Source organism: Parahaliea maris (assembly GCF_008064665.1).
Taxonomy (GTDB): domain Bacteria; phylum Pseudomonadota; class Gammaproteobacteria; order Pseudomonadales; family Halieaceae; genus Parahaliea; species Parahaliea maris.
In genome coordinates, this window is the sequence record NZ_VRZA01000001.1 from 11,681 (window position 1) to 27,966 (window position 16,286).

A 16,286-nucleotide genomic window follows, 5' to 3' on the forward strand; every position below is an offset into this window, starting at 1 on the left:
AACTACAACAGAGAATCTTCAGAACATTTTGATAATAACCCGAGGAGGGGGAAATCCGATGAAGATGAGAAAGACCAAACTATCAGTATGTGTGGCCCTGGCTTCTGGTCTCGGATCCGGACTGGCCCTGGCGCAGCAGGATCCAACGAGCGGCGACAAGGAAGGCATGGTGCTGGAGGAAATCGTGGTAACTGGCTTCCGGCAGTCTCTCGAGGCGGCTCGCGATATCAAACGCGACAGCGCCAACATGACTGACAATATCGTCGCCGAGGATATCGGCAAAATGCCCGACCTCAATCTGGCGGAATCACTGCAACGGGTACCCGGCGTGTCCATCACTCGCGAAGGCGGCGAAGGGCGAAACATCACCGTTCGCGGCCTGGGGCCAGACTTCACACGCGTCACTCTCAACGGCATGGAAGTGCCCTCGGGCACGGGCGGGCTGGACTCCTCGGGCGGCATCAACCGCGGTCGCAGCTTTGACTTCAATGTCTTTGGCTCCGAGTTGTTTAACAAGATCACCATCAACAAGAGCGGAGTTGCCCATATCGAGGAAGGCGGTTTGGCCTCCACGGTAGAGCTGTATTCCCACAAACCACTCGACAACCCCGGGCAAAAGATCCTGCTTTCCGGCCAGGGGTCCTATAACCTGGATACCGAGGAACTCGACCCGCGCCTGGTCGCCCTGTACAGCAATACCTTTATGGACGACACGATCGGGGTACTGGTCTCCTACACCCAGTCCGATCGCACGGTGCATCAGGACGGCTTCGGCACAGTTCGCTATACCTCACCCTTCTCCAACGGCAGAAGCTGGGCTGGCACCGACGCCGATACCATTATCAATGGCACCCCCAATCCCCAGGCCAACTACCCCGGTGAAGCCATAGACCCCACCCAGCAACTGGATTACCTCTGGCACCCGCGCCTGCCGCGCATGGACTCCTTCAACCGGGAGCAGGAGCGCAGTGGTTATGTGGCCTCCTTCCAGTACCGGCCGGTCGATACCATGACCTTCAGCCTGGATGTGGTCGGCTCTGAACTGGACGCTGATGTTGAGTCCTACAACTACTTCGCCCAGTTCCGTAACCTGCAGGACTCCATCACTCCCCGGGAGGTCACCCTGGACAACGCTGGCCGCGTTATCACCGCAGGCACCTTCGACAACGTCCAGCCGCGCTCCGAGAGCCGCGGCCAGTTCAGCGAGACGTCGTTCCTGCAAACCGTGGTCAGCGGCCAGTTCCTGCTGCGCGACAACATGACGCTGGATGTGATGTACGGCAACGCGACCTCCGATCACGACGAGGACCAGTACCGCTTCAACATCACGGCGAAGGAGGGACACCCCTTCTCCTATTCTTTCGAAGATGACTCTGACGTTGCCGAAATGTCTTACGGTTTCGACATACTGGATCCCGCAAACTATGACTGGTCCGGGCCGACCTTGCGCCGTGACAGGGTGGAACGCGACAACGACACCTTCAAAATGGACCTCGAAATCACCAGCGATACCTCCCTGGTACGCACGGGCCTGATCTGGAATAACCGCCAGGTACAGTCAAAGCGCTTCAACCCCATCAATATCAATCCGGACCTGGCCCCCGTGAGCGCCGACAATACGCGGCGCGCCTCGCAGGTACTGGATGACTTTGGCGCCGCCCTCGACAGCCCCTCCGGCTTCCCCAAAGACTGGCTGGTTTCAGACTTTGGCGCCTCCATACGGGAGTACAACGCCGGGCAGTTCGAATTCGTACCGGATGACTCCAACACCTTCGATGTGGAGGAGGAAACCCTGGGCGGTTATGTCGAAGCCGAGTTCGACACTGAACTGCTGGGCCGGCCCTTCACAGCCAATGTGGGCCTGCGGGTGGTCAAGACAGAACTCACTTCCCGCGGCGTGAGCAGCGACGGTCTCGGCGGCTTCATTCCCACCACCTTCGAGCAGGACTACACCGAGTACCTGCCCTCCACCAACCTGGTGTGGGAGTTTTACGACAACGTTCTGCTGCGCCTGGCGATGGGCCGCAACCTGAGCCGCCCGGGGCTGGGCAGCCTGGCGGGCTCGGTCGACGTGACCCCCATCAACCAGAACGTGTCCATCGGCAATCCCGACCTGGAACCCCTGCGCGCCGACTCCGTGGACCTGGGTGTAGAGTGGTACTTCAACGACACCGGCCTGCTCAGCCTGACTTTCTTCCGCAAGGAGATCGACAGCTTTATTACAGGCGAGACGCTGGAAAGCCAGTCGCTCCCGTCTGATGTACGCAACGTGGTCGCCGCTCTGCCCCAGTACAACCCCGACAGCCCGCTGTTTGATCCCAGCCTGATTTCGCCGGACAGCGATGACTGGAATATCAGCACCAGTGTTAACGGTGAGGGTGCGGACCTGGACGGCTACGAGATCGGCTACCAGCAGAACTTCGACTTCCTGCCCATCCAGGGCTTCGGCGCCTTCGCCAACTACACCCACGTGGAGTCAGAGGCGGAATTCGGTAACGGTATCGTAGGCTCACTCGAGGGCCTGTCGGAAGACAGCTACAACGTCGGCGTGTACTACGAGAACGACCTGTTCGGCCTGCGCTTCGTGGTCAATGACCGCGACGACTACATTACCGACCAGACCGGTTCCAACGGCAACGCCCAGCACGGCACCACCGGTCCCACCCGCCTGGATATGTCGGCCTACTGGAACATTACCGATTACCTGCAGCTGACACTGGAGGGCTACAACCTCACCAATGAGGAGGAACGCCTGTACACCACCGGCCCCACCGGTGATATGGACCTGATCCGGGAGTTCAACTCGACCGGCACGGAAATCCTGCTGGGCCTGCGCGCTACCTTCTGACCCTTCTGCGCAAGCCGGGCGTTCAAAAAGTCCGGCTTGCGCTGCCTCTCCGTTCCCGAACGATGCAGCCAACCGCGCTACGCGGGTGGCTTCTCGCGCTCGACACCGACCCGCTTCCCCCTGAATCACAATGCAATAAGTGAGGCTGTCCATGCATAAACTCCTGCTCACCACTCTCCTGCTGATGCTGCCCTGGACGATCACCGCCGCCCCGGGCCCAATGGACTCCGCCACTGGCGCGGAACCGGCCGCCGCTGCACTGTCCTGGGCAACCCGCCTCGCGGACTCCACCATGCAGCGCAGTCCACAAGCCTGGGCAATGCGCCCGCACAAGGGTCTGACCCAACCGAGTTGGGGGTACACCTACGGCCTGGCCCTGCTGGGTTTCGAACGCCTGTACCAGCGCACGGGTAGACAGGAGTATCTGGACTACACGAAAACCTACGTAGACCAACTCATCGATGCCGAGGGCCGGATTCAGGGCTACCGCACCTGGGACTACAACATCGACTCCATCAACGCCGGCAAGCTGCTGTTCCTGCTCTACGAGCAGACGGGTGACGAGCGCTATCGCACTGCGATGCAAACCCTGCGCAACCAATTCGACTGGCACCCCCGCACTGGTGAGGGCGGACTCTGGCACAAACTGATCTACCCCTGGCAGATGTGGCTGGACGGCCTGTATATGGGGGCGGCTTATTACGCCCAGTATTCTGCCGTTTTTGACGAGCCGCCTGCCAGCTTTGACGATATTGCCCACCAGTTCACCCTCATAGAGCAGAAGACCCGCGACCCCGAATCTGGCCTGCTTTATCACGGCTGGGACGAAAGCCGGGTACAACCCTGGTCGGACAGTGACACGGGGCTGTCACAGGAGTTCTGGTCCCGGGGCATGGGCTGGTACGCCATGGCCCTGGTGGATTCGATTGAACACTTTCCAGCCGATCACCCGGGGCGGGGTCAACTGCTGGAAATCCTGCAGCGACTGGTGAAGGCGGTGGTATCCGTGCAGCACACTTCGGGCCTCTGGTACCAGGTGCTGGATCAGGGCGACCGTGCGGGCAATTATCTGGAGGCCTCCGGGAGTGCGATGTTCACCTATGCCATTGCCCGTGGTGTCAACCGGGGTTACCTGGACCGCGACCTGGCTCCTGTCGCACGGCGTGCCTTCGACGGGCTCGTCAAACAACTGGTCAAGCTGGACCCAACCAGCGGAGAGGTCACTCTCACTGGCATCTGTGGCAGCGCAGGCCTGGGAGGCAACCCCTACCGCCCCGGCACCTTTGACTACTACATCAGCGAGCCCCAGGTGGATAACGACCCCCACGGCGTCGGGCCCTTTATTCTGGCGGCACTGGAAATCGAGCGCCTATAGGGCAGAAGCAATCAACCTGGCGCAGCACCGGACTGCCTATTCCGGCCTGTTACGGGGTATACAGAGGCGCAGGCTAACGCGGTGGCGGCTGTTTGATCCTTCCACCGCCTGACCATTATCAATGCGGATAAAGGGTTGTAGACTCCTGCGAACACCCTGAACACCTGCAGGAGAACGCTGTGAAAAAAGTCAGTCTGGGCAATTCCGATATTGCCATTGCACCGCTGGTATTTGGCGGCAATATCTTCGGCTGGACGGTGGACAAAACGCAATCCTTCGCCCTGCTGGATGCCCTGGTCGATCAGGGTGTGAATATGGTGGACACCGCCAATGTCTACTCTGCCTGGGTGCCAGGCCACCAGGGTGGCGAATCAGAATCCATCATTGGCGACTGGCTGCAATCTTCTGGCAAGCGGGAACAGGTCGTACTGGCAAGCAAAGTGGGAATGCCTATGGGCGATGGCTCCAGTGGTCTATCGGCAGCCAATATCGTCCGGTCGGCTGACGCTTCGCTAAAGCGGCTGAAGACGGATTATATCGACGTTTACTACGCCCACCTGGATGACCGTGACACCCCCTTCGCGGAGTCGCTGGAGGCATTCCAGACCCTGATTGAATCCGGCAAGGTGCGAGCTATCGCCTCCTCCAACTACGACGCAGACCGGCTGGCCGAATGTCTCCAGGTGGCTTGGGACAATGGGCTCCCCCGGTTCGTCGCTCACCAGCCGGAGTACAACCTGTACGACCGGCGCGGCTACGAAGGCAAACTGGAGAAGGTCTGCAAGGAGAACGGCCTGGGCGTGGTGAGTTATTTTTCGCTGGCCAGTGGCTTTCTGTCTGGCAAATACCGTACGGCGGAGGATCTTGCCTCCTCTGCCCGGCGGACAATGGTAGACAAGTACCTGACTGATCGCGGCCTGGCGATCCTGGCGGCGCTGGATACCATCGCGAATCGCAATCAGGCCACGTTGGCGGCCACGGCACTGGCCTGGATAATCCACCGGGACTCCGTCACCGCCCCTATCGCCAGCGCCACCTCGATGGAACAGTTGCAGGAACTGGTTAATGGCGCCACGCTGGCACTGTCAGAAGATGACATGGCCATGCTCAATGCGGCGAGTGACGACTGACGCCCGGAATCAATAGTTCTCGGAAAACTCGAGCGCCAGCATCCGGCGCTGGTTCCCGCCGTACTGGGTGGCGTGAATCAGCCGGTAATTCCACAGCAGCAGGTCACCCGGCTCGCTGGGCAATACCGTGGACGGTACCTGCCCGGTACTCAAACCAAGGTCCCTGAATCCACTCTCCACATGGGGGTTGAGTTGCCTGACGAACTTGTCACCGCGATGATGGCTTCCCGGTATCACCCGGATCGCTCCCGAATGTTCGTCGATGGGTTCCAGGTATAGGGCCATCTTGATATTGGTGTAGGCGAGATTGGCCCCGTAGGCGTCTTTGTGAAACAGGGTGCCGCAGTCATAGATGCTGCAGTCACTACCACGAAATACGTAGTCCTCTCCCAACAGGGCCGAGGCCAGGCCCGCAATGCGCGGTTCACGTGTGAGCGCATCGAGGAAGTCGTTCTTCCCGGTAACACCGGAAATGAAACGACGCATCCTGTTTTCGTGGGTTTCGTGCACCCACTCGACTATTTCTCCCGGGTACTCGGCAAATGTCGCGGTAAAAGCAGCGTCAATCTCACCGATGACATCCGCCATCAACCCTGGCAAGCGTAGATAGCCGAAGATCTCGAAAAAAGCCCGCTGCTGTTCCGATAACATCACGAATGGAGTTCTTTACGTCTGAGTTTCTTGACCCGGGAACGGGCCGCCTTGTCACCGTTGTCAGCTGCCCGCTCCAGCCAGTAGAGGTGGCGTTCGTCACTTTGCTCCACCCCGTTGCCCGCGTAGTAAAGGCGGGCGAGGATAACCTGGGCCCGTACCTCTCCCTGTTCAGCCAGCGGAGCGAGCAATCGCAAGGCCTCTTCGTAATGGCCGCGCTGAAAAGCACGCACCCCCTGCGTCAGTGTTGCATCCACGCTTTGTCACCCATAGCCGCCCCGCATTCCCCTGTAATACAATGCCTGCAATAACTCAAACTGATCCCACCCCACCCAAGGGACCGCAGATGGATGTCCGAGATCGTCTTGTCGACGTAGAACTCACCAACCGCTGTAACGCACTGTGCAGTTTCTGCCCCCGGGATGAAACCCCGGACCAGGGCTTCATGTCCATGGAAACCTTTGTCCAGGTTATCGAGCGGGTAAAAGAGCTCGAAAGTATCCCACGCATCAGCTTTACCGGACAAGGCGAGTCAACCCTGCATCCGGATCTGGTGGCGTTTGTCAGGTATGCCAAGTCACAGGGCGTAATAGTGCAAATGACAAGCAATGGCAGCCTGCTGGACGACGCCAGGGCCCGGGCGCTGCTGGACGCCGGTCTCGACGGTATCTGCTTCAGTATTTCCGATATGGGTGAAGACTACGAACTGGTCTACAACCTCGATTTCGAGCGTACGCACAGCAACGTGCTGCATTTTCTCGAGCTGGCAAAGCAGGTGGAAGACCGGCAGATAGAGGTGATGTTGAGTATTGTTCGCCACGACCTCAATCGGGACAAGTTCGACGAGATGTCCCAGTACTGGCAGGGCAAGGGGATAACCACGATTCTACCCTTCGACCAGAATAATCGCGGCGGCGCCTGCGACAACGGCCACTACTTCACAGAAAGTGACCGGTTCACCGTCGAGGCCCGGCAGATTATGGCGGAGGCGCGCACATCCACCCTCTGCTCGGCACCGTTTTATTTTATCTTCATCGGCTGGAGCGGCCAGTACTATATCTGCTGCAGTGACTACCGGAAGATCAGTCCCCTCGGTTCAGTGTTCGATTACAGTATCGACGCCATGGACGCGATCAAACTGAAGGCCTTTTCGGATCGCTTGCCAGCTTGCGCACAGTGTGACTTCGATCCCCTCAACGCGGTGCGCGAGAAGCTATTTGAAATCGAGGCCGGGGAGAAAACCCGGGCAGATCTCGACAAACTGATGATGCAACACCGCAAGTTCTACCACCAGCGACTGCCCCGGGACATCGATATCCTCGACTGGGAGCCCAGCGCCAGTAGCAGCCTGATTGCCGTGAGCCGTTAGGTTTCGCCCCCCCCCCCCCGAAACCGCCTACCCCCTTTGGGGCAATACGCCAATTGTGCATTTTTTGAACAATGGTCCATAGTGTAAGGGTGCCGTTACGATTTCACTCGTGGCACGTGTTTCGGAGCTGTCACATGGGGGTGATCGCGATGACCGAATTACGGGGTACAGACTCGGACCTGAATAGTCACTCAAAGCCCAGTCGTTTTTTCATGGATGCTGGCAAGTGGTACTTCCACACCCGGGAGGGTGGCATAGAAGGACCCTATGACTATCTGTACGAGGCGGAAAGGGACCTGGAAGCCTACGTCAACATGTTCGCTTCCAGCGTACAGGCCCACTCCGGCCCACTGGAGCTGCAACCACTGGAAATGCGCTGGCGATAAAACGAGCGCCAGCCCGTCGGAGGTTTGCCACCCTGCCCCGCCTGTGCTCCGGGAGCAGAGGGCGGGGGTGCAGGGTCCGGAGCGTTACTGGCGGACGCCTTCCACATTCAATTCCAGTTCCACGGGGATATTCCCCAGCGGGCCGCCCATACCGTAATCTCCCAGCATGATGCTGGTGGACCCGGAGAAACCGGCCCGGTAGCCACCCCAGGGGTCGTCGCCTTCGCCAATCTGTTCAACCGGGAAGGTGATGGTGCTGGTGACACCGCGCAGCGACAGCTCCCCGGTAAGCTCTCCGGTACCTTCGCCGGTGGGCTTGTAAGCGGTGCTCTTGAAGGACGCGGTGGGGTACTTGCTGACCTCCAGGAAATCACCGCTGCGCAGGTGCTTGTCGCGTTCGGCATGGTTGGAATCCAGCGACGTGGTGTCGATGGAAACTGCCACCGAGGACGCTGCGGGATTTTCCTTGTCCCATTCAAAACTGCCCTCAAAGGTGTTGAACCGACCGGTCAGCCAGCTGTAGCCCAGGTGCTTCACCTTGAAGTTGACGGAGGCGTGGGCGCCCTGGGTGTCGATGACGTAGTCCGCGGAGTTCACAGCCATCGACGCCAGGGCCGAGGCAGACACTGACATTGCGATCAGCAGTTTTTTCATGGGGATGACTCCTTCACAGTAAGCGATTGAAAAAAAGGGGTGTTTACAGACCGGGACGGAACATGCGCTTGAGCGTACTGTTCCGGCTGATGAAGTGGTGCTTCAGCGCGGCAAGCGCGTGCAGGACAACCAGCGTCATCGTTACCCAGACCAAAATTTCGTGAACCTCTCCGGCGATATCTTCCTGGTGTTCACCGGTGAGCGTGGCCGGGACGCCAAACAATCCGAATACCTCGATTTCTCGCCCATCCGCCGTGGAGATCAGGTAGCCGCTGACGAAAATGGCCGCCAGCAAGCCGTACAACACCCAATGCACCAGGTGGGCAGCCCGGTTCTCCAGGGCTCTCGTTGCCAGCCCGCCCGGGCGCGGATTGACCACGCGCCACAGCAATCGGGCGACGAAGGCGAGCGCTACCAGAATGCCGATCGCCTTGTGGGTTGCCAGGGAGCCGTGGTACCAGGCGTCATAGTAGGTCAGCTCCACCATATACAGCCCCAGGCCAAACATGCCAAACACTGCCAACGCCATCAGCCAGTGCAGTGCAATGGCAATCCAGCCATAGGAGCGTGAGGTGTTCCTGAACATTGAAGCTCCGCAGTCACGGTCGGGGAAAAAGTCTCAGTGGACAAAGATACCGAACTCCGCTTGCTCGAAACATGGCAATTCATTGACAATTATTGTGCGTTTACGCACAGAACTTTCTGTCACGCCTGGGCTTCATCCGGCTCGGGCGAGGAGGATACAGAGTGAACCCGGAATCCTTTCACTGGGACGACCTGCACACCACCTACCACGTGGCGCGGGAGGGCAGTCTCAGTCGCGCGGGCAACGTCCTTGGGCTCAACCACTCTACCGTGCTGCGGCGGGTCAACCGCCTGGAATCAATGCTGGGTATCCGCCTGTTCATCCGGCATCAGCGCGGGTACAGACTGACCGATGCCGGGCGCCTGATGCTAGAGCGTATGGAGCCCATCGTAGGCGACATGCATCGCCTCATGTCCTCGCTCTCGACATTGGACCGCTCCCCCTCGGGGACTCTGAAAATATCCACTGTCTCGGATTTTTCACCCTTCTTTGCCCCACTGTTGCATGACTTTCGGGAACAGTACCCACAGATTCGGGTGCAGGTCGTCGCCACCGACGACGTGCTGTCCCTGGAACGCGGGGATGTACACGCCGCAGTCCGCCTGGGCCCACAGCCTCGTGGGCCCGACCTCATTGCCCGGAAACTGATCCCCCTCACCCAGGAATATTTTGCCGCCGCCAGTTACGTGGAGAGCTACGGCTTGCCCACCAGCATCCACGAGGTGAACCAGCATCTCTGGGTGTTGCCGACGGGTGAGAAGCGCAAGATTTCCGGAATCCGGCAACTGATCGAAAAGATTGATCCAACCCAGGTGGTTTTCCAGTCCAACAGCTTCACCGACATACACTCCGCGGTCGTGGAGGGTATGGGAATAGGTCCGGTAGGAGCCCTGCAGCGCCTGGCCGGAACTGGTCAGAGCCTGATCAAGGCAGAGTTCGGACTACAAGCCGACGCCTCCAACATGTGGTTTGTCTACCACCGGGATATGCGTGGCAGCGCCCGCGTCAGGGCGTTGCAGGACTTCCTGACTCGCCGAATGCCGGAAATGGCACAGCGTATGGGGGGGATAGGCCTACACCTACACCACCCTCTCGAAGGTTGGTCTACACTAACCTGTAGACTGTGCCGGACGCCAGGTATATGGATATTCGCCGGTTCCTGGGGGAGCTGAAAGGTCGGGGTGTTTACCGGGTCGCTGGGTTCTACGCCGCAGGGAGCTGGGCACTGCTGCAGGTCGCGGACGTGTTTTTCCCGATTCTCGGCCTTCCCGACTGGGCGATCACCTCGCTGCTGGCGGTAGCGGCCGCTGGCTTCCCCCTCGCCATGGGCCTGGCCTGGGTGTTCGACCTGACCCCCGAGGGCATTGTCGAAACCCCAAGTAACAGCATCGACCTGAAGCAGTTCAAGCTGTCTCCCTACCGGATACTGGAACTGTTCCTGATCGTGGCACTCGTCGGAATGGTGGGATTCCTCTATCTGGAGCGCCTCACGCCGGATACCCGGCCGCCTCACCCGCCAATTTATGACCGCCCCGCCATCGCGGTGATGGCCTTCGACAACCTCTCGGATGACCCATCGGCCAATTACTTTGGCGACGGGCTGGCCGAGGAGATTCTCAACCTGCTGGCCCGGCTCAGTGAACTGAACGTGGCAGCTCGCACCTCCTCTTTCTACTTCAAGGGCAAGTCGGTCGACCTGCGGGACGTCGGCAAGAAGCTCGGTGTGGACCATGTGCTGGAGGGTAGTGTACGCCGGGCGGGGAATCAGGTACGGGTAACCGCTCAGCTTATCGAAATGAAAACCGGCTACCACGTCTGGTCGCAGACCTACGACCGCAGTTACACGTCCCTGTTCAAGATACAGGACGAGATAGCCCGGCAAGTGGTCGATGCCCTGCAGGTCATCCTGTCCGACAGCTCCCGCGCCATCCTCGAGGATCGTCCAGAACTCGCCCCTAGAGCCTACGACTACTACCTGCAGGGACGGGAATACCTGCGCGGCCCCCTGAGTCAGGAAGATATCATCAGCGCGGTACAGCTGTTCCAGCGAGCCATCGACCTGGAGCCTGCCTATACCGATGCTTTCGCCGGCATATGTGACGCCCGCCTGGCGCTTTACTCCCAGGGCCGCGATACCGCCCAGTTCAGTTCGGCGGAAACAGCCTGCCGCAAGGCCCTGACACTGGACGGCAACCGCGTCGCCGTGCTGGTCGCGCTGGGCAACCTGTACCGGGTGTCCGGGGAATACGAACAGGCCCTGCAGAGCTACCAGCGCGCGTTGAAGCTGGACACCACCAATGTCGACGCAGTGCTTGGCATTGCCGAGACCTACCACGACGACAATCAGCCGGAACTGGCCGAGGAAGCGTACCGCACTGCCATCCAGTTAAAACCCAACTACTGGCTGGCCTATCGGGGCTTCGCCACTTTCCTGTTTGATGCCGGCCGCTTTGAAGAGGCGATCCCTCATTACAAGCGCATCACCGAATTGATGCCGGATACCTCAAAGGCCTACAACGGGCTGGGCGCGGCCTACTTGATGCTCGGTGATTTCGCGGCGTCCGCGGAGGCGCTGCAGCGCTCCCTCGAGATTCAGCCTACGGCCATCGCCTACTCCAACGCGGGCACCAGTCTGTTCCTGATGGGTGAGTTCGGCCAGGCCGCCAGGATGTACCTGAAGGCCCTGGAGTCCGGCCCCCAGCACTTCCACTGGCTGGGTAACCTGGCGGATGCCTACCGGCACCTCGAAGGCATGGAGGAACTGGCAGAGTCGACGTACCGCAAGGCCATTGAGCTCGCGGAAGAGTCTTTGACGATCAATGCCACCGACGCGCAAACGCTGGGACTGATAGCCCATTACTACGCCAGTGTCGGCGAGAGAGAAAAGGCCCTTTTCTATATTGAGCAGGCGAGGTCTCTTGCGCCGGGAGCCGTTTACGTTCAGTACAACGCTGCCACAACCTTCTGTGCGATTGACGAGATCAAGCGCGCGGGGGAAGCCCTGCGTGAAGCGGTGGCCAATGGCTATCCCAGGCACCTGATAGTGGTCGATGCCAATCTTTGCTCACTGGTCGACTGGCCGGAGTTCCAGCCGGGGGCACAGTGAATAATTACCAGCGGTACTCAACCAAGGAAAGAGAAAAACTGGAGGAAGTTATGCAGTCGATCATCAACGACATCAATGCGAGGCGCTCCAAGCCAGCGCTGCTGACGACAGTGGCGTTATTGGGAACCCTTGCTGGGTGTGCCGAGCTCACCCCCTACCAGGTCAACATCAGCGATACGGTGCTGTTATGCAGTTCAACTCCCAGACCAAATCGCGATGACGTAACCCTGCAGATTGAATTTGAAGAGGAACAACCCGGAGTCTGGTGTCCCAAGGAACCCCTCGAACCCTGTCCGGCTGCGTTCAAAGGTAAGAAAGTCACTTGGGAAGCGGTGCACAAAGTCGATGGAAGCTGGGAGCCCGCCACCGACGCAAGATTCGCCATCTATTTTTCGCCGTTTAAAGCCACTCCCGCATTCAAGACAACAAATGATCATCTGGTTACCAGCACCCCGATAGACCTGAAAACCCCGAAAGGTGTCTATAAATACACCGTCTGGGACAACCCACAGGGAAATGACCCACACCTCTGTGACCCGCTGGACCCTAACCTCTTCGTTGATTAACCCCTTCACCTGCGAGTACAGCAGCGCCATGCTGTTGTACTCGCTCTCAACCAGGCTCTGCCTCATTCAGCTTGTTAACTCGCAGCCAGGTCAAGCACCGTCCAACGAATAACGCTCAAAATGTTTGATCGGACAACCTGCCGCCAAAAACAATTGGTTATATAACGAATTTCGTTAGCTCCCATTTGGTCTGTAAAACAGTGTTTTTGCAATCGCAAAGACTATAGAACCTCCTGTTTAAACTCTTTTCGCATATAGGAAATTTTTCTACTGATGGCCACCCATAACACTTCGTTACAGTAAATGTGAACTGCGCGACAACTGCCGGCGGTTCACCTGCAAGTGGAGGTAGTCAGGGAGACACCCTAACGAGCACTCTCTACCAGGGCAGTTCTCTGATCACACAAACAAAAAAAGTCCCGTAAAAAACCGAGTGTTTGGGGGGTAATAAAATGTTTGAAAAGAGAAGACTCAGCACAGCAGTATCCACCGCCGTAGGATTGGCGGTTTCATCCTTCCTGCCAGCTGTGGCATCCGCCCAGGAAGAAATGATCGAGGAAGTGGTTGTCACCGGTAGCCGCATCACGGCCCCCGGGGTGGTTTCCTCGAGCCCGGTCGCATCGGTCAGCGCGGCGGAAATTCAATATCAGCAGAGCCCGAGTTTCGAGTTCATTATGCGCGGCTTGCCATCGACGATTCCCGGTGATGGCTCGGCAGTGAACAACGGCACCGCTGGCCAGGCCACCATCGACCTTCGCGGCCTTGGGCCGGAGCGCAACCTCGTGTTGATGGACGGCAAGCGTATGACGCCGTTCAACTATGACGGCGAGGTCGACACCAACACCATTCCCACAGCATTGATAGAGCGCGTCGACGTGATCACCGGTGGCGCGTCAGCGGTGTACGGCTCCGACGCGATTGCCGGCGCCATCAACGTCATCCTGAAAAAGGATTTCGAAGGGGTCGAACTGGACCTCGGCCGCACAGAGACCGGAGACAACGACGGCAGGACCAATTGGGTCAACCTCACTTTGGGGGCGAACGTCGCCAATGATCGCGGTAACGTGGTGCTGAATGTCGGCTGGAATGAGCGCAAGTCGATTCTGCTGGGTGATCGCGATGAAGGTCTGCTGGGTATCGACTCCAATACCGGCGGCGGCTATGACGACTTCCTCGCTGGACGGGCCCCGACCCCTCCCCCCGCGGGCTGTGGCGGACCGGACGTGGTCGATATCACCGGTAGCGGCTCCACAACAGCCATTCCGACGCGCTTCGCCCTGGTGGGTTATGGCCCCGCCAATGGCCAGTTCCGCGACGACGGCACCATCGGCTCGGAGTGCAGCCTGTTCAACTTCAACCCCTGGAACTATTTCCAGACCCCCAACGAGCGCTACAACGCGACGGCGGTCGGCCATTTCGATCTGACCGATGCTCACAGCGCCTATGCGAACATCAACTTCGCAAACAACTCGGTCGTACAGCAGGTCGCACCATCCGGTACGTTTGGCGCAGCCTTCATGGTGCCACTGAACAACGCCTTCCTGTCCGACCAGGCACGGCAATACATGATCAACGCGGGTAATGATGCGCTCGCTGCCGGGGCACTCAACCCGGAGGGGCTGACCAACTGGGACGACACCAATGGCAACGGCGTGGTGGATGATGAGGATTACCTCTCCATGCAGCTGCGCCGTCGCACGGTGGAACTGGGCGGTCGTACGGAGGAATTCGACAGCGACTATTTCCAGATGACCGTCGGCATGAAGGGGGAGCTTGGCTTCCTCGCGGACTGGGGCTACGACGTTTCATTCCAGTACGGTGAGTCCAACCTGACGACTGTTCGCGACGGTTACACCAACCTGACCAACATCCAGAATGCCCTCGATTCCAGCGACGGAGTCAACTGCGCCAACGGCGACTCGACCTGCGTTCCCCTCAACCTGTTTGGTGGCTTTGGCACCATTACGCCGGAAATGGCCGGCTACGCCCGGGCGATTGCACTGCAGCGCCAGGAAGTGGAGCAGACCATCTATTCCCTGACCTTCGACGGCCCGGTTGAGTTCCTTACCCTGCCTACGGCCGACAGCCCCATGGCGATCGCCTTCGGATACGAGCACCGTAACGAAGCGGGTTCCCTGGAGCCGGATGAGTGCCTGAAACTCGCACCCGCCAGCTGTCAGGGTGGTGCCGGGGGTAACCTGTTGCCCATTGCCGGTGACTATACCGTCGAGGAATTTTTCATCGAGGGTTTCTGGCCACTGATCGAGGGCATGACCCTGGTCGACGAACTGAACTTCGAGTATGGCTGGCGCACCTCGGACTACACCTCGGTGGGCACGGTCGACACCTGGAAGCTGGGTTTGAACTGGCGTCCGGTGGATAGCCTGCTGGTCCGCGTCATGCAACAGGAAGCGAACCGGGCTCCCAACGTCGGCGAACTGTTCTCACCGGTAGTGACGGGCCTGGATAACGCCCAGATCGATCCCTGCTCCGTAGCCAACGCGGGCAATATCACGCCAGAGTTGGAGGCGCTGTGTATATCCACTGGCATGACCGCTGCCCAGGTGGGTACGGTGCAGGACATCGTCTCCAACCAGATCAACACCTTTGACGGTAGCGACCCGGGTAGTCCGCCGGATTCCGAGCAGGCCGAGACCTTTACCGCAGGTATTGTCTGGACGCCTGATTTCAACTTCACCGACTATCTCACGCTCTCGGTGGATTACTACGACATCGATATCACCGACATTATCGGGGAGTTCTCGGCGCAGGAAGTCCTGAACGGCTGTTACGTTGCCGCCCAGGCCAGCGAGTGTGCCAAGATCAAACGCATTGGCGGAGACCTGACACTGCCCGCTTCCGGGGTAGAGCTGTTTACCACCAACCTGGATTACCTGCAGGCGGAGGGCCTCGATATCGGTTTCAACTTTGGCTTCACCATCGGTCGCTGGGGTAACCTGGATTTCTCAGGCAACATCACCCACTACCTGACCCAGGAGTCCCAGAGTTCAAGCATCACTCCGGTTCTGGACTGCAAGGGCTTCTACGGCACCAGTTGTGACCCGCTGCCGGAAACGGTGTGGAGCCAGCGCACCACCTGGAACATCGACAACTTCACGGTATCGCTCAACTGGATGCACTTCGACAGTGTCGATGCGGAGCCGCCGGAGCGGGCGGGCCTGTTCGCCCCCTTCCGCAGCATCGACTCTTACGATTACTTCGACCTGTTCGCCAGTTATGACTTTTCCTGGAAGGGAGACTTCAAGGTCAGCCTTGGCGTGAAAAACCTCACGGATGAAGACCCGCCCATTGTGGGCAACGATGCGGGCTCCACGTCCTTCAACAACGGTAATACCTTCCCGTCCACGTACACCGTGCTGGGCAGGATTTACACAGCAGGGTTTAATTACCGGTTCTAGGAAGGTCGTAGGAAGGTCGACTGCTCGCCCGTTACCGGGCACCTCAAACGTACTGAACCCCGCCGTTTGGCGGGGTTTTTTTATCCCGCTGAGAGCGAGTGGATACCAGGCCGGTCAACTTACACAAACTACGGGAAGGATAGCCGCTGTTCACCAGACAGAGGCACTGCTAATCTTGTCTGGAGCACCTGAATCA

Annotated in this window: 13 protein-coding genes; 9 read left to right on the forward strand and 4 right to left on the reverse strand. The window is 59.0% G+C overall.

Annotation, left to right across the window (positions count from 1 at the left end; all coding sequences use genetic code 11):
• Nucleotides 1-64 precede the first annotated feature (64 nt).
• The 3 genes from FV139_RS00050 (at nucleotide 65) to FV139_RS00060 (ending at nucleotide 5,353) form a co-directional block, all read left to right on the forward strand.
• Nucleotides 65-2,848, forward strand: a complete 2,784-nt coding sequence (locus FV139_RS00050) for a TonB-dependent receptor (protein WP_187276320.1) — start codon at nucleotides 65-67, stop codon at nucleotides 2,846-2,848.
• Nucleotides 2,849-2,999: 151 nt separating this feature from the next.
• On the forward strand, nucleotides 3,000-4,223 hold the full coding sequence (locus tag FV139_RS00055; protein ID WP_235898450.1) for a glycoside hydrolase family 88/105 protein: 1,224 nt from the start codon (nucleotides 3,000-3,002) through the stop codon (nucleotides 4,221-4,223).
• A gap of 179 nt (nucleotides 4,224-4,402) precedes the next feature.
• Nucleotides 4,403-5,353 carry an aldo/keto reductase gene (locus tag FV139_RS00060; RefSeq protein WP_148066213.1) on the forward strand — a complete coding sequence of 317 codons (951 nt, stop codon included), beginning with the start codon at nucleotides 4,403-4,405 and terminating at the stop codon, nucleotides 5,351-5,353.
• A 9-nt stretch (nucleotides 5,354-5,362) separates the two neighbouring features.
• Here the strand turns inward: FV139_RS00060 and FV139_RS00065 are convergent, their stop codons facing one another.
• Both FV139_RS00065 and FV139_RS00070 read right to left on the reverse strand, forming a co-directional pair.
• Entirely contained in the window at nucleotides 5,363-6,004 is a 642-nt protein-coding gene (locus FV139_RS00065) for a phytanoyl-CoA dioxygenase family protein (RefSeq protein ID WP_235898524.1), read from the reverse strand.
• Entirely contained in the window at nucleotides 6,004-6,261 is a 258-nt protein-coding gene (locus tag FV139_RS00070) for an SEL1-like repeat protein (RefSeq protein ID WP_148066215.1), read from the reverse strand. The genes FV139_RS00065 and FV139_RS00070 overlap by 1 nt, the downstream gene beginning before the upstream one ends.
• An 89-nt stretch (nucleotides 6,262-6,350) precedes the next feature.
• Between FV139_RS00070 and FV139_RS00075 the strand changes: the two genes are divergently transcribed.
• Together FV139_RS00075 and FV139_RS00080 are read left to right on the forward strand one after the other, a co-directional pair.
• Entirely contained in the window at nucleotides 6,351-7,373 is a 1,023-nt protein-coding gene (locus tag FV139_RS00075; protein ID WP_187276321.1) for a radical SAM protein, read from the forward strand.
• 149 nt (nucleotides 7,374-7,522) lie between these two features.
• Entirely contained in the window at nucleotides 7,523-7,759 is a 237-nt protein-coding gene (locus tag FV139_RS00080; RefSeq protein WP_148066217.1) for a DUF6316 family protein, read from the forward strand.
• An 84-nt stretch (nucleotides 7,760-7,843) separates the two neighbouring features.
• On the opposite strand, the gene FV139_RS00085 is transcribed toward FV139_RS00080, so the two are convergent.
• Nucleotides 7,844-8,413 (reverse strand): YceI family protein, encoded by a 570-nt coding sequence (locus tag FV139_RS00085; protein WP_148066218.1) that lies wholly within the window; start codon nucleotides 8,411-8,413, stop codon nucleotides 7,844-7,846.
• A gap of 43 nt (nucleotides 8,414-8,456) precedes the next feature.
• Nucleotides 8,457-8,999 (reverse strand): cytochrome b, encoded by a 543-nt coding sequence (locus tag FV139_RS00090; protein ID WP_148066219.1) that lies wholly within the window; start codon nucleotides 8,997-8,999, stop codon nucleotides 8,457-8,459.
• 161 nt (nucleotides 9,000-9,160) lie between these two features.
• Here FV139_RS00090 and FV139_RS00095 point away from each other — a divergent pair, with 161 nt between their 5' ends.
• The 4 genes from FV139_RS00095 (at nucleotide 9,161) to FV139_RS00110 (ending at nucleotide 16,090) form a co-directional block, all read left to right on the forward strand.
• The gene (locus FV139_RS00095) at nucleotides 9,161-10,171 is read left to right on the forward strand and encodes a LysR family transcriptional regulator (RefSeq protein ID WP_187276322.1); all 1,011 of its coding nucleotides are present in this window, start codon (nucleotides 9,161-9,163) and stop codon (nucleotides 10,169-10,171) included.
• Nucleotides 10,141-12,105, forward strand: a complete 1,965-nt coding sequence (locus tag FV139_RS00100) for a tetratricopeptide repeat protein (protein ID WP_148066221.1) — start codon at nucleotides 10,141-10,143, stop codon at nucleotides 12,103-12,105. Before FV139_RS00095 ends, FV139_RS00100 begins: the two co-directional genes overlap by 31 nt.
• Nucleotides 12,106-12,155: 50 nt before the next feature.
• Nucleotides 12,156-12,671: a hypothetical protein gene (locus FV139_RS00105; protein WP_148066222.1), complete on the forward strand. Its 516-nt coding sequence runs from the start codon at nucleotides 12,156-12,158 to the stop codon at nucleotides 12,669-12,671.
• Nucleotides 12,672-13,123: 452 nt separating this feature from the next.
• Nucleotides 13,124-16,090, forward strand: a complete 2,967-nt coding sequence (locus FV139_RS00110; protein ID WP_148066223.1) for a TonB-dependent receptor domain-containing protein — start codon at nucleotides 13,124-13,126, stop codon at nucleotides 16,088-16,090.
• Nucleotides 16,091-16,286: the final 196 nt, after the last annotated feature.

Bases quoted from the DNA above. Each gene is read 5' to 3' on its own strand.
- FV139_RS00050 (WP_187276320.1), top strand. From the start codon at position 65: ATGAGAAAGACCAAACTATCAGTATGTGTGGCCCTGGCTTCTGGTCTC.
- FV139_RS00055 (WP_235898450.1), top strand. From the start codon at position 3,000: ATGCATAAACTCCTGCTCACCACTCTCCTGCTGATGCTGCCCTGGACG.
- FV139_RS00065 (WP_235898524.1), bottom strand. From the start codon at position 6,004: ATGTTATCGGAACAGCAGCGGGCTTTTTTCGAGATCTTCGGCTATCTA.
- FV139_RS00075 (WP_187276321.1), top strand. From the start codon at position 6,351: ATGGATGTCCGAGATCGTCTTGTCGACGTAGAACTCACCAACCGCTGT.
- FV139_RS00080 (WP_148066217.1), top strand. From the start codon at position 7,523: ATGACCGAATTACGGGGTACAGACTCGGACCTGAATAGTCACTCAAAG.
- FV139_RS00085 (WP_148066218.1), bottom strand. From the start codon at position 8,413: ATGAAAAAACTGCTGATCGCAATGTCAGTGTCTGCCTCGGCCCTGGCG.
- FV139_RS00090 (WP_148066219.1), bottom strand. From the start codon at position 8,999: ATGTTCAGGAACACCTCACGCTCCTATGGCTGGATTGCCATTGCACTG.
- FV139_RS00100 (WP_148066221.1), top strand. From the start codon at position 10,141: ATGGATATTCGCCGGTTCCTGGGGGAGCTGAAAGGTCGGGGTGTTTAC.
- FV139_RS00105 (WP_148066222.1), top strand. From the start codon at position 12,156: ATGCAGTCGATCATCAACGACATCAATGCGAGGCGCTCCAAGCCAGCG.
- FV139_RS00110 (WP_148066223.1), top strand. From the start codon at position 13,124: ATGTTTGAAAAGAGAAGACTCAGCACAGCAGTATCCACCGCCGTAGGA.